This is a genomic window from Aurantimonas litoralis, from assembly GCF_026153195.1.
In the GTDB taxonomy this organism is placed as follows: Bacteria; Pseudomonadota; Alphaproteobacteria; order Rhizobiales; family Rhizobiaceae; genus Aurantimonas; species Aurantimonas coralicida.
On sequence record NZ_JAPFBM010000016.1, the window covers coordinates 1 to 13056 of the forward strand.

General features: G+C 66.0%; 10 protein-coding genes. 6 read left to right on the top strand and 4 right to left on the bottom strand.

The features are described from left to right. Window positions 1-84 precede the first annotated feature (84 nt). Genes N7I30_RS20680 through N7I30_RS20700 form a run of 5 tightly spaced genes read left to right on the top strand, consistent with a single transcriptional unit; the run spans window position 85 to window position 6932 of the window. Complete coding sequence (locus N7I30_RS20680; RefSeq protein WP_498640948.1) at window positions 85-2331, top strand: hypothetical protein; 2247 nt, start codon at window positions 85-87, stop codon at window positions 2329-2331. Beyond that, window positions 2331-3287, top strand: coding sequence for a hypothetical protein (locus tag N7I30_RS20685; RefSeq protein WP_498640949.1), 957 nt, complete (start codon window positions 2331-2333; stop codon window positions 3285-3287). Before N7I30_RS20680 ends, N7I30_RS20685 begins: the two co-directional genes overlap by 1 nt. A 24-nt stretch (window positions 3288-3311) precedes the next feature. After that, on the top strand, window positions 3312-4625 hold the full coding sequence (locus N7I30_RS20690; protein WP_498640950.1) for a hypothetical protein: 1314 nt from the start codon (window positions 3312-3314) through the stop codon (window positions 4623-4625). A gap of 3 nt (window positions 4626-4628) precedes the next feature. Beyond that, window positions 4629-5063 carry a hypothetical protein gene (locus N7I30_RS20695; protein ID WP_498640951.1) on the top strand — a complete coding sequence of 145 codons (435 nt, stop codon included), beginning with the start codon at window positions 4629-4631 and terminating at the stop codon, window positions 5061-5063. Between the two features lie 9 nt (window positions 5064-5072). Further along, entirely contained in the window at window positions 5073-6932 is a 1860-nt protein-coding gene (locus tag N7I30_RS20700; protein WP_498640952.1) for a GMC family oxidoreductase, read from the top strand. A gap of 502 nt (window positions 6933-7434) precedes the next feature. Here N7I30_RS20700 and N7I30_RS20705 read toward each other — a convergent pair. Together N7I30_RS20705 and N7I30_RS20710 are read right to left on the bottom strand one after the other, a co-directional pair. After that, the gene (locus N7I30_RS20705; RefSeq protein ID WP_498640953.1) at window positions 7435-8754 is read right to left on the bottom strand and encodes an MmgE/PrpD family protein; all 1320 of its coding nucleotides are present in this window, start codon (window positions 8752-8754) and stop codon (window positions 7435-7437) included. Then, window positions 8754-9911, bottom strand: a complete 1158-nt coding sequence (locus tag N7I30_RS20710; protein ID WP_187392603.1) for an acyl-CoA dehydrogenase family protein — start codon at window positions 9909-9911, stop codon at window positions 8754-8756. Before N7I30_RS20710 ends, N7I30_RS20705 begins: the two co-directional genes overlap by 1 nt. A gap of 369 nt (window positions 9912-10280) precedes the next feature. On the opposite strand from N7I30_RS20710, the gene N7I30_RS20715 reads away from it, so the two are divergent. Next, entirely contained in the window at window positions 10281-11078 is a 798-nt protein-coding gene (locus N7I30_RS20715) for an HpcH/HpaI aldolase/citrate lyase family protein (RefSeq protein WP_498640954.1), read from the top strand. Between the two features lie 22 nt (window positions 11079-11100). Here N7I30_RS20715 and N7I30_RS20720 read toward each other — a convergent pair whose 3' ends face one another. Further along, window positions 11101-11919, bottom strand: a complete 819-nt coding sequence (locus tag N7I30_RS20720; RefSeq protein ID WP_498640955.1) for an HTD2 family dehydratase — start codon at window positions 11917-11919, stop codon at window positions 11101-11103. Window positions 11920-12072: 153 nt separating this feature from the next. Beyond that, window positions 12073-13026 carry a LysR substrate-binding domain-containing protein gene (locus N7I30_RS20725; RefSeq protein WP_498640956.1) on the bottom strand — a complete coding sequence of 318 codons (954 nt, stop codon included), beginning with the start codon at window positions 13024-13026 and terminating at the stop codon, window positions 12073-12075. Window positions 13027-13056 lie beyond the last annotated feature (30 nt).

The window sequence follows — 13056 nt, forward strand, 5'->3', positions numbered from 1 at the left end:
CTCTTCAAGCCAGACGAATGCGCCAACTATTTCGCCGCTGCCGGCTATGAACCGGAATAGGCCGGATCTGCTCTAGCCGCAACCGTGCCGCTGGTCGCCGCGATGATGTCCGTGCCGACCGGCGACCGATACCGGGTGCCCGATGGCGATACGCGTGTCCTGAAACGCGAGACGCTCGCCGCGCTGGTCCGTCTGATCGAAGGGTTCAGCAGTGACCGGCCGATCCTGATGATCGTCGAGGATGCCCACTGGCTGGATCCGACCTCGATCGAAATGTTCAACCTGGTCATCGAGCGGGCACCGGACCTCCGGCTGCTGCTGATTGTCACGTTCCGGCCGGAATTCACGAGCCACTGGGACGGTCAGGCACATATCTCCTCGATCACGCTAAGCCGACTGGGGCGGACGGAAGGCACAGCCATCATCAACCGCGTCGCCGAGGGCAAGACGTTGCCGGCGGAGTTGGTCCAGCACATTCTATCGAAAACCGACGGTATCCCACTATTCGTCGAGGAATTGACCCGAACGGTGCTCGAAACCGGACTGCTGATCGACGCCGGCGATCACTATGATCTGAGCGAGCCGCTGTCGGCCTTCGCGATTCCCGACAGCCTGCAGGACTCGCTCATGGCGCGGCTCGACCGGCTGGCGCCGGCGCGCGACGTGGCCCAGATCGCCGCCTGCATCGGGCGGGTTTTCGACTACGCCCTGCTCGCTGCCGTCGCTGAGCCGAAGACCGCGCAGGAGCTCGACTCCGCCCTCGCCTCCCTGGCCGAGTCCGAGCTCATCTTCGCCTATGGCGTGCCGCCGGAATCGACCTACAAGTTCAAGCACGCGCTGGTCCAGGATGCTGCCTATCAGACTCTGCTGAAGAGCCGCCGAGTGTTCTATCATCTGCGCATCGCGCGGATGCTGGAGACGATATCGCCGGACATCGCCGCTGCCGATCCGGAAGTCCTGGCCCACCACTACACGCGGGCGCGCCAGCCCGACAAGGCGATCTTCTATTGGGTGCGCGCCGGGCAGAAGGCGATGGCCGGATCGGGTAACCGCGAGGCGATCGATCATTTTACGAAAGCGCTCAAGCAGATCGACTCTCTGCCACCCTCGCCGGAGCGCGATCACCAGGAACTGAAGATCCTCATCACGGTTGCCGTCCCGCTGGCCTCGGCCGAGGGATACGCGTCGCACCAACTGGAGCAGACTTACACACGGGCGCGCAAGTTGTGCGGCGGCATGGGAGAAACCCCCGATCTGTTTCCGGTGGTCTACGGCATGTGGCGCTTCTACCTGTTGCGGGCGAACTACCGGGAAGCGCTCGAATTGACGGACCAACTGTCAAACATGGCGCGGCAATCCGATGACCTCGTGTTCGACATCGCCGCCAATCGCGCGATCGGCGCGACGCTGTTCTACATGGGCGAAATCGAACGGGCCAGGTTGCATTTGCAGCACGTCATCGACACCGAGGCGACGCCGCAGGCGCGCGCCCGGCTGCTGACCTTCGATGTCGTCGATCCCTGGGTCGCCTCGTATGCCTATGCCGGCTGGGCCGACTGGCTGCTCGGCTATCCCGACCGGGCGCGGCGCGAGAGCGAACGCGCCATCGAAATCGCCCACGACATCGAGCACAAATTCAGCATCGCCCTGTCGAAAAGCTTCGCCGCCTGGACCTATCAGTTCTGCGGCGACCGCAAACGCACGGCCGAGTTGGCGGAAGAAGCGCTGAAATTTTCCAAGGACCGCGCTTTCCAGTTCTGGGTCGGCTGGACGGAAGTGCTGCTCGGCTGGGCTGCCTCGAACTCGCACGAGCCCGCGGCCACGTCGGAACGCATCCGCCGCGGCCTGACCCATTGGCAGGAAACCAATTCACGGCTGGGACTGAGCTATTTCCTCAGCCTGCTCGCGGAGGCGGACAAAGATCACGGCCAGACTGAGGCGGCGCTCCGCTCGATCGAGGAAGCGGTCGAGTTCATCGCTCGCACCGGGGAGCATTGGTGGGCGCCGGAAATTGAAAGGGTGCACTGCCAGTTGCTACTGGACCGGTCGGACCTCGACAACGAGGCGGTCGTCGTCCGCCTGTCGGAGGCGATGGCCGACGCGAGATCGCGTAAGGCCCGCGCGCTCGAACTCCGCCTGGCACTGATGCTGGCACGACTGCACATGCAAAGCCAAGGCTTCGCCGGCGCGCGCGCCGCGCTCTCGGATGTCTTCGCAACATTCACCGAAGGCTTCGACACCGACGACCTTCGGTCCGCGCGCAGCCTGCTACGGGAAACCCAGGAACGCGTATTGCCGGCGACGGCAGCGAATATCGGAGGGAGAAAGTGATGACAGAGTCCGGCGGCGTTCACCGCACCATGCCGACACCCGGCAATCCGCCGTTCTGGTACGGCTCGTTTTCGGCCCTCTGGGTCTATTACGCCGTGCCGATCGCGGTCCTCGATCCGATCCTGGCGAACCAGTCGGCGAGCCTGAGGGCCTTCGCCTTCGACGACCTGGCGACCGACGAGCCGATGGGGATGATGAACATCAACTTCATGGCCTACAGTTCTGATTCCGGCGTCAACGATCCGCAAGCCTATGCCGACATCACCAAGCCGATCGCCTACGGCGACAAGCCACCGGCAAGCCTCGGTACCGAGCCGACGCATGAATGCGAGATCAACATCGTCTCCTATGGCGCAGAGCGCCGCGCGCAGACGCCCTTTGGATTGAGCAGTTCGGATTTCATCCTCGGCCGTGACCACACCAAGACGATTGGCAACTACCGGCTGTGGGTGCCCTGCGACGACCGTATTGCGGTCTATTGGGGGATGCACAATTTCGGCGAAAACAAAGTGATGACCCACCCGTTTACCTACACGACCCCGGCGTTGAACAACCTCACATGTACCCGCTGGGACTTGACGATTCCGGCGCCGGTTACGGAACCGGCGGGGGGCAAGCTGTTCAGCCTCCAGATCGACGATCTCGACGGGCGCGCGGGCGTCGTCGCCTCCAACCAGTCGGAAATTCTCGACTTCAGCCTCTACCCGCATCGCGCGGAGGGGGTGGGCCAGCGCCTCGTCGGTTCGCGAAGGAACATCTTCGGAGCGTTCAGGTGCATGACCAAGGCCAGCGGTGGCACCATGCCCACCCCGGATCTGGAAATCGGGTCCTCCAGTCACGGGATTGTCAGGGATCTCAAGAAAGTCTTCAGCGCCAAGCGAGAGACGTGCGGCGTGATGACCTACGCGACGCCGCCCGCGATCGCCGAAAGCTCGCTTTACTACGCCGACATCTGATCGACACAGCCAAGGCGCCGAGCCATGCAGATTTCCAAAGCGGGGTATATCGCCGGTGCCGCGATCCTGGTCGCGGCGGCGGCGGCGGGGTTCGGGTTGTTCACGGGGATTCCGAGCGCGCCGGACTCGACGCTGGACGGCACGGTGGCGCTGAGTAGCCGCGTCCCCGCCGATGTGATCGCCGAAAATCCGGTTGGCGACCATTCCTACTACGACACATTTTCCTGGAAGAGCTTCGTCTCGCTCAACTGGCCGGTGCGAGCCGACGGCCGGGCTGACGCGCAAACGATCGGCGCGAACGGCGACAACGCCACAGTCTGGGGCACCTGGATGGAGGATTACCGGATCCTGGTCGCGGACGGCGAGACGCCCCCCGCCTGGGGCACTCCGCAGGTCCCTCCGCCGGCCTGCCAGGCCATCGGGGCCGCCAAGGCGGCGCGCGTGCTGTATCACGCCACCAAGGCGGAAGGCGTTGTGTCGAGTTCGGTCCAGGCCCAGGCCGGGCCGCTGATCGATCTGAACGCCAGCTACGTGCGTTACGAGATCGTCGTCAACCGGCTGATGTACGACTATATCGTCGACAACCGGCTGTACACGCAGGCCGGACTGAAAGCGTTCGGCACCATCGACTTCCCGGCCCGGTCGCGCGCCATCGGCGCGGAAGGCGCTACCATGGTCAAGGCGGCGTGGAAACCGCTCGGTGACGGCGACGATCCGGCGCGCTTCCACACCATCGACGCCTATGTCGTCAGCGGCGACCAGTGCACCCGCATGCGGCTTGGCCTGGTCGGCATGCATATTTCGACCAAGACCGAGTCCGCACCGCAATGGATCTGGTCAACTTTCGAGCATGTCGACAACGCGCCCGACGCCGGCGCCGACAAGACCGGACACTACAATTTCCACGATCCCGACTGTCTGCAGAGCGGATCGGGTGAGTCCTGCACCCCCAACGCGCTGCCGGACACACCTTGGGATCCGACACGCCCGGGCCAGGTTCCGGTCCAGGTGGTGCGCGTGACCCCGGTGGATGCCGAGACCGCCGCGCTTAACGCCAAATTCCAGGCCGAGCTGAAAAAAGCAAACCCAGATACGGTCTGGGCCAACTACATGCTGATCGGCACCCAGTACCCGCAGAAACCGACCGACACCACCGACCCGACCGGCCGGCCGTTTCCGCCGTATCTCGCCAACACCGCCATCGAGACCTTCATGCAGGGCGACACGCCGATGGTGTCGTCGAGTTGTATCGGCTGCCACAACCGCGCCACCGCGACGCCCGCGGCCAAGTCCTCAGACTTCACCTACATCCTGTCGCGCGTCATGGCGAAGGAGTAAGCGATGACCACCGCCCCGCCCAAGGAATTCTTCGCGCTGTCCAGCCTGCTGACCGGATTCTCCGAACAGACGCTGCAGTTCGCGCAGCAATCGGCGGATTTCTACGGCGAGTTCGTCAGGATCCACGGCAGCGCCGCCGGCGATCTGCTGGGCCTCTACCGGACGGGGCTCGCAAGCGGCCAAACGCCCGACGACATCGCCCGCAGAATCCTGGACGATGAGGCGGACAAGGCCGTGGCCGACACCGCCCGAGCATTGATCGTGTTCTGGTACCTGGGCCAGATCGCGCCGCCGGGCGCCGATGCCGCGATCCCGTCGGCCAACATCTATGCCGAGGGCTTGGCGTGGCGGGCGATCCAGGCCCATCCCACCGGAGTCAGCCACCAGAAATTCGGCTATTGGGCTACGCTTCCCGCGCCCCTCGACGACTTTCTGTAGGAGCCCGCCATGCCCGCGAACGCGACTTACGACGTGGTCATCATCGGTGCCGGCATCGCCGGCGCGATCATGGCCAAGGAACTCGCGACGCAGGGCAAGCGCGTGCTCATTCTGGAATCCGGTCCCCTCGATCGCGACAATCGCAAGGCATTTCACGGCACCTATCTGACGGCGACCGGCAAGCTGCCGGAGACCCCCTACCCGCCCTATGCCGATGATCCGGCGTCCGAAGCGGCCCCGCGCGCGACGACGGCGATGACCTTCGGCTGGCCGACACTGAATGACAAAGACAGGCCGAAGCGGATCGCCGCCCTCAACGAGAAAAGCTACCTGACCTATCAAGCCAGCTCGGACCTGCCGTTCCTGTCGACCTACGAACGGCTGGCCGGTGGCACCACCTGGCACTGGCTGGGCACGTGCCTGCGCCTGGTGCCCAACGATTTCCGGATGAAGTCGGCCTATGGCGTGCTGGTCGACTGGCCGCTCGATATCGCCGATCTGTTCGACGACTACGCCAGGGCGGAGGACGAGATCGGTGTCTCTGCCACCATCGCCGACCAGCGCGCGTTGCAGCCCTATCTCGGCGAGCAGTTTCCGCCCGGCTACGAATATCCGATGGTGCGTATTCCGCAGAGCGTCTCCGACACCCGGCTGGGCGAGGATATCGCCGGCCTGACAGTCGACGGTCAGCCGCTTGAAATGACCTGCACCCCGCAGGGGCGCAACTCGCAGTATCGCAACGACCGGCCTGCCTGCCAGGGCAATTCCAGCTGCATCCCGATCTGCCCGATCCAGGCCAAGTACGACGCGCAGGTAACGCTGCGCGCGGCCGAGGCGACCCACAACGTCACGACGCTCACCCGGGCGGTCGCCTGCGATCTGACGGTCGGCGCCGACGGCCGTATTTCTAGCGTCAGCTACCTGAAATATACCGGCGAGCCGGGAAACTATGCCGTGAGCCGCGAGCAGGTGACGGCGAAGATCGTCGTTCTGGCGGCTCATGCCGTGGAAACGGTGAAATTGCTGCTGATGTCGAACGGCCGCCGCGGCGTCGCCAATTCGTCCGGCCAGGTCGGCCGCAACCTGATGGATCACCTGTGCTATCTCGGATGGGGACTGAGCACGCGGCAATATTTCCCCTATCGCGGTCCGCGCAGCGGCTCCGGCGTCGAGAGCCTGCGCGACGGACCGTTCCGCAAGGAGCGCTCGGCCTGGCGGATCGATGTCGGCAATGTCGGCTGGGAATGGGCCGACGACGATCCTGCAACCTCGCTCCGGGACTTCGTCCACGGCAGCAACAAGTCACAACTCAACCCGGACGGCGACAAGCTCTACGGCCGGGCGCTGATCGACCGGCTGAACGACTTCAACACCCGGATGGTCCGGCTGTGCTATCTGGTCGAACAGGAGCCGCAAGAGACCAATCGTATCACCCTGTCGGACCGCTACACCGATGGACTCGGCCTGCCGCGGCCGGAGGTCAACTATTCGATTTCGCACAGCGACTACACGCTGCGCGGCTTGGCCTCGGCGCAAACCACGACCGAGAAAATTTTCAAGCAGATCGGGAAAAATTACACCCGCTTCGTCGATGACGTCGGCCTTCCTGCAGTCGCGTTCGACATGGACGGGAAGCACTACGACATCAACTTGTACGGCGCCGGCCACATCATGGGCACATACCGGATGGGCGCGACTGCGGCCGACTCGGTGGTCGGTTCCGACCTGCGCAGCTGGGATCACAAGAACCTTTACCTGCTCGGCAGCGGCACCTTTCCCACCGTCGGCACCGGCAACCCGACGCTGACCATCGCCGCCCTGACCTATCGCGTGTCGCGTTCAGTGCTGAAGGATCTCGCCGGCCTGTAGGCGCGGCGGCAACCGAAGCGGATACCGACGCGCTCTACGCCGCCGACAATGGCGCGCCGCAGCCGCAGTTCAGGAGTTCCCGCTTCAGTTGGTACAGCGCCGATTCCGCTTCGAAGCCGATGCCCGGAACCTATGGAAAGCCTACGTAACCATCCTCCACGGCGCTACCATCGGCGTAGTCGCAGAAACACGGTAGGATGGCTTCGATTACCGCCAAGATGCAGACCCGCCGCGATGTTCAACGACATTTGGCGGCCGCCATGCGGCACCACGCGGCGCAAGGATAAACCAAGCTGGCGCATCAAATCGAGCGTGCGCAAATACTCGATGAGGCCGTAGGATACCGCAGGCGGAACTGGATATGTGACGGCGAGCGCCATCCCCGCGCGAAGGCATCGCGCTGGGGTTGCTGTCAGGGCGAAGCCGGGACGGCAGCAGACATGATCACGCGCCGCCCGGGCCTGCCGTGGATCATCAACCAAAAATCGTTCGTCTGGCTGAGTCAGTCGGCCGGCGCCTTCGTTGCGAGAAGCGTCGCCAATGCGGTCACATCCGCAGCCTCGCCGAGGCTGTCGACCGCCTGCAGGAGAGCGCCCGACAGGTCATCGCCGAGGAGCGTGGCGGATTTCGCGGCAAGCCGCGTCTCGATGGTGTCGGGGTCGGCGGCGGCCAGAAGGTTTCGGCTGGCGGTCAGTTGCCGGCCGTCCCCCGTCTCCACGGACACGCGGGACTGCGTGTCGGTCAGCGACGGGTCTGCCTCGACCGTGACCCGGTCGCGCAGCGCCACGAGATCGGGGCGCACGCAGTTGGCCGCGTCGTAGACGGCGAGATCCGCCGTATCGAGCCCGTGAAGGGCCATGGCGGTGACGAGGCGATAGCTGAACTTCGCTTCCAGACCCGTCGCCGGTTCCGGCTTGTTGCAGACGTCGAACCAGCGCGGGTTGGTGCAGATCGTCACGCTGCGAATGGAGTCGGATGTCAGGCCGTCGTCCCGCAGGCTTTGCAGTGCCTCGAGCGTCGCGTGAAGGCCGTGGCAGCAGGCATGGAACTTGTAGGAAATGTCGGGGAAGACCCAGGTCTCGCCGAGCCCGTCGAAGGCGGCCATGTGTCCGGTTCCCGCATGGGTCGGCCCAAACCCCTGGCGGTCCTCGAACCCGTTCGGATTGGAGGCGACGCCGGCCCGCGCGAGGAGCGCGCAGGTCACGCCGGCTTCGGCGGCGAAGCCCGCATTCAGCGGTTTCGCCATCGTGCCCATCTGGCTCTTCAGCCCGGATGCGCGGGTCGTCGCGAGCCCAAGCGCGAAGATCATCGCGGCCTCGTCGAGGCCGGCAAGGCGCCCGGCCGCCACGGTTGCGCCGAAGGCGCCGGCGGTGCCGGTCTGGTGGAAGCCCGCCTCGTAATGCGACCGCCCCAGCCAGTCGCCTACCCGGCAGGTCGCCTCGAGCCCGACGACCAGCGCGTCGAGAAAGGCCTGGCCGGACGAACCTTCCATCTCTGCCATCGCAAGGGCTGCCGACATCACGACGACGCTCGGATGGCCGATATGCAGGAAATGCGTGTCGTCGTAATCCAGCGCGTGGCTGGTCGTGCCATTGGCAAGCGCCGCCGCGCGCGGCGTCGCCGTCCCGCCGCCGATAAGGCTTGCGCCGGCACCTGCCTCACTCGCGGCCATGCGCCGCGCCGCGACCGCCACCGGCTCGCTGCGCCCGGCCAGTCCCGCCGTCGCCCAGTCGAAGAGTGACAGCCGGGCGAAGCGGCGGGCCGCCGGCGAGCCGGGATCTCCGGTGAGCGCGAAACGGGCGAGACGGGCGGCGATCGACATCAATAGCTCCGCGGCATGCCGAGCACGTGCTCGGCGAGGTAGGAGAGGATGAGATTGGTCGAGATCGGCGCCACCTGATAGAGGCGCGTCTCGCGGAACTTGCGCTCCACGTCGTATTCCTCGGCAAAGCCGAAGCCGCCATGGGTCTGGACGCAGGCCTCGGCCGCCTCCCAACTCGCCTCGGCAGCCAGCATCTTGGCCATGTTCGCCTCGGCACCGGGATTCTCGTTCGCTTCGTAGAGCCGGATCGCCTCGTGCAGCATCAGCTCGGCCGCGCGCATGCGGGCATAGGCCTTGGCGATCGGGAACTGGATGCCCTGGTTCTGGCCAATCGGCCGGCCGAAGACGACCCGCTCGCCGGCATAGGCGGCGGCCTTGTCGATGAACCATTTGGCGTCGCCGATGCATTCCGCGGCAATCAGGATCCGCTCGGCATTCATGCCCGAGAGGATGTAGCGGAACCCCTTCCCTTCCTCCCCGATCATGTTGGCGGCCGGCACCGGCACGTCGTCGAAGAAGAGCTCCGTCGTCGCGTGGTTCATCATGGTGCGGATCGGCCGGATGGTCAGGCCGTTCGCCTTGGCCTCGGGCATGTCGACGAGAAAGACCGACAGCCCTTGCGTCTTCTTCTCGACCTGGTCGAGCGGCGTCGTGCGGCAGAGCAGGATCATCAGGTCGGAATGCTCGGACCGGGAAATCCAGATCTTCTGGCCGTTGATCCGGTAGACGTCGCCGTCCCGGCGGGCGGTGGTGCGCAGCGAGCCGGTGTCGGTGCCGCTGGTGGGCTCGGTGACGCCGAAGGATTGCAGTCGCAGCGTCCCCTCGGCGATCTGCGGCAGATAGGCCTGCTTCTGGGCATCCGAGCCATGCCGGAGCAGTGTGCCCATCGTGTACATCTGCGCGTGACAGGCGCCGGCATTGCCGCCCTGACGGTGAATTTCCTCGAGGATCACCGCGGCGGCCGAAAGCGGCAGCCCCGATCCGCCGAATTCTTCCGGGATCAGCGCCGAGAGGAAGCCGGCCTCGGTCAGCGCCTTCACGAAATCGGTCGGATAGGCGCGGCGCTCGTCCAGCTCGCGCCAGTAGCTGCCGGGGAAATCCTGGCAAAGCCGGCCCACCGCTTCGCGGATCTCGTCATGGGTGTCGATCGTGGTCATGCTGCGCTCCTGTGCTGAGGACAGCATAGCGTCCGGCGCGGAAACCGGCAGATCGCGCAGACGATGGAGGCGATAGCCGTCTCCTATGGAGGCCGCACGATCGTCCGCGATAGAGGCTTGCCGCTTCCAGTTCTGATCGAACCGGCTGAATCACTTTCGCAAGGGTTGGCGACAAGCCCCTGACGTCACTCACGATGGAGGGACCGCGCCAACTGCCCGCCGTCAGCGGGTGGATAGGGCCGGACTATCGGGTCGATAGACGCCCAGCCCGTTCCGAAGGGCGGTTCGGCTAGGTAGGATCGGCCTTCGGATGCAGCCGCGTCATGCCAGCGGCCCGCCCCGCCCGCCAATGTCGAGACGAGACCTTTCATGCGCGATCCGGCCAACGCCCGCAGCTTCCTCTTCGTCCCGGCGACCCGCCCGGAGCGGATCTCCAAGGCGTTCGCCTCGGGGGCCGATGCGGTCATCGTCGATCTCGAGGATGCGGTCGCACCGGCGGATAAGGAGGCGGCGCGGGCCGGCCTGCTCGCCGCGCTCACCGGCGACGCCGGCGTCCTCGTGCGGATCAATGCCGCCGGCACGCCATGGCATGATGCCGACATGGAGTGTCTCGACCATCCGGGCATTGCCGGCGTGATGCTGGCCAAGGCCGAAACGGCTCATGACGTTGCCCGGATGCCGAAGCCGGTGATCCCGCTGATCGAGACCGCGCGCGGCCTGGCGGCAGCGCGCACCATTGCAGAGGTCGCCGGGGTCGTGCGGCTGGCCTTCGGCACCATCGACTTCATGCTCGATCTCGGCCTGCACGAGGATGCGGAGGCGATGGCGATCTACCGCGCCGAACTGGCGCTGGCCTCCCGGCTCGCCGGCCTTGCTCCCCCTATCGACGGAGTGACCCCGGCAATCGACGATATCGACCGCGTCATCGCGGAAACCCGCCGGGCCCTTGCCTTCGGCTTCGGTGCGCGGCTCTGCATCCACCCGGCGCAGATCGGTCCCGTTCACGACACGATGCGGCCCGGCGACGATGCGATCAACCGGGCGCGCCGCATCGTTGCGGCGGCGGAGGCGGCCGGCGGCGGGGCGATCCAGCTCGACGGCGCCATGCTGGACCGGCCACTGGTCGCCCAGGCCGAGGCCCTTCTCGCCCGTGCCGGAGAGCAATAGGGCCGCTAAGGGAGTTCGTCTCTCAGACGATTTCGAGCGTCGCCTGCATGGAGATCACCCCGTCGGAGCGCTCGATGCGCCCCTCGCCGCCCGTGCCGGCGGCCGGGTGAACCAGCCGGATCGGCGTCGTGTCGAAGACCGGCGCCAGCGCCCGGAAGGCAAAACGGCGGACGGATGCCGTGCCCGCCATGGCATCGCAGAGCTTCGTTGCCATCAGCGGGCCGTGGACGATCAGCCCCGGATAACCCTCGACCTCACGGCAGAAGTTCCGGTCCCAGTGGATCCGGTGGCCGTTATGGGTGAGCGCCGAATAGAAGAACAGCTCCATGTCCGGATGGACGACATAGCCATCCGGCACCGGATCGCCCGGCGCGCGCAGCGCCTTTTCAGGCAAGCCGCGGTCGCGATAGACGATGGTCTGCCGTTCGGCGACCCCGAGCCCGCCATCCTGTTCGATCGCATGGTCGACGGTCACGAAGCAGAGGTCGCCGGTCCGCCCGCTCTTGAAGGCGACATCCGTGATGGTCGAGCGCCGCGTCGCCGGCACGCCGATCCGCAGGGGGCGATGCACCGTCACGTCGCCGGCCGCCCACATGCGGCGGTGGAACGGCGCCGGCGGCAGGAACAGGCCCAGCCGCTCATGGCCGTCCTCGCCCTGGTTCGCGATGGGAAAGCCGTGGTTGAAATAGGCCCAGTGCCAGGTCGCCGGCAGTTCGGCCTCCGGCGCCGCGACGCCGAGGACATGCGCCTGCTTGGCCACCGTCTCGGGCGCCATGCTGTCGGTCGCTTCACGCTGGCGCCCGACATAGGCCATGCATTCCTTGCGGATCGCCTCGTCCATCGATCGTCTGCCTTTCCTTGCCGCCGGACCGCCAGCGCGACTTGCGCAAACCGGTGATCTTCCGCCCTGACGGTGTTTTGAGGGGATCGCCCTATGAGATCGCAAACTAGTGCGCGGTGCGGAGTGCCGTCCAATAGGCCGTCTTCGCGGCTGTCATAGGCTCGCGCTCTGACTGTCGGGAAACTCGGCCTGCCAGATCCCGCGCCGGACCAGATCTTCGATGACCCGGATGCAGTAGGTTTCGATGGCCCGGGTCGCCGCCGAGACCGGCCGTCTGGCCGAGCGCACCAGATAGACCGGGCGGCGCATGCGGGGCGAGATGATCTGGCTACCCAAGAGCCGGCCGGTCTCGGCCAGATCATGCACCGCCGCCGGGGACAGGATGGTGTGGCCGCTGCCGCGGGCGACCAGCGCCTTGATCTGCTGCAGCGAATCCATCTCGGTGACGACCCGCGTCTGCAGCCGTTCGGCCTTGACCACCCGGTCGATCAGCCGCCGCAGCCCATGCCGCTGCGACGGCAGGACGAGGTCGAGCGCCATCACCTCGGCCAGCGGCACCGGGACGCCGGGCGGCGTCGCAAACGGCCAGTCGTCCGGCGCGGCATAGAACCAGAGATCCTCCATCAGGATCAGCCGCGAGGGGCAATCGCCGATCCCGTCCTGGTCGTAGAGCAGTGCCAGGTCGATCTCGCCGCTGGTGACGAGTTCGCGGATATGACCGCTCATCGCCTCGGTGGCGCAGAAGCGCACCTGCGGCATCTCCACCCGCACCGTCTCGGCGAGCGGGATCGACAGCGCCATGGACACCGAGGCCGGCATGCCGAACTCGACCCGGCCCGACGGTTCGGCCCCGATCGCCCGCACCGCGTCCTCGGCCTCGGCCATCAAGCTGCCGATCCGGCAGGAATGGTCGTAGAGCACCTGCCCCGCTTCGGTCGGCACCACGCCCCGCGCGGTCCGCGACAGGAGTTCGGTGCCCAGATGGGTTTCCAGATTGCGGGTCTGCTGCGACAGAGACGGCTGGGCGATGCCGAGCACCCGCGCGGCCGCGCTCATCGATCCGCTGTCGACGATCTGGCGGAAATAGGCGAGCTGACGTGAGTCCAAGGAAGGCTCCGGGAAATAGGAACATCCTAT

Excerpts from the sequence above, each read along its gene's own strand:
- N7I30_RS20685 (WP_498640949.1), top strand. The coding sequence starts at position 2,331 with ATGACAGAGTCCGGCGGCGTTCACCGCACCATGCCGACACCCGGCAAT.
- N7I30_RS20690 (WP_498640950.1), top strand. The coding sequence starts at position 3,312 with ATGCAGATTTCCAAAGCGGGGTATATCGCCGGTGCCGCGATCCTGGTC.
- N7I30_RS20695 (WP_498640951.1), top strand. The coding sequence starts at position 4,629 with ATGACCACCGCCCCGCCCAAGGAATTCTTCGCGCTGTCCAGCCTGCTG.
- N7I30_RS20700 (WP_498640952.1), top strand. The coding sequence starts at position 5,073 with ATGCCCGCGAACGCGACTTACGACGTGGTCATCATCGGTGCCGGCATC.
- N7I30_RS20705 (WP_498640953.1), bottom strand. The coding sequence starts at position 8,754 with ATGTCGATCGCCGCCCGTCTCGCCCGTTTCGCGCTCACCGGAGATCCC.
- N7I30_RS20710 (WP_187392603.1), bottom strand. The coding sequence starts at position 9,911 with ATGACCACGATCGACACCCATGACGAGATCCGCGAAGCGGTGGGCCGG.
- N7I30_RS20715 (WP_498640954.1), top strand. The coding sequence starts at position 10,281 with ATGCGCGATCCGGCCAACGCCCGCAGCTTCCTCTTCGTCCCGGCGACC.
- N7I30_RS20720 (WP_498640955.1), bottom strand. The coding sequence starts at position 11,919 with ATGGACGAGGCGATCCGCAAGGAATGCATGGCCTATGTCGGGCGCCAG.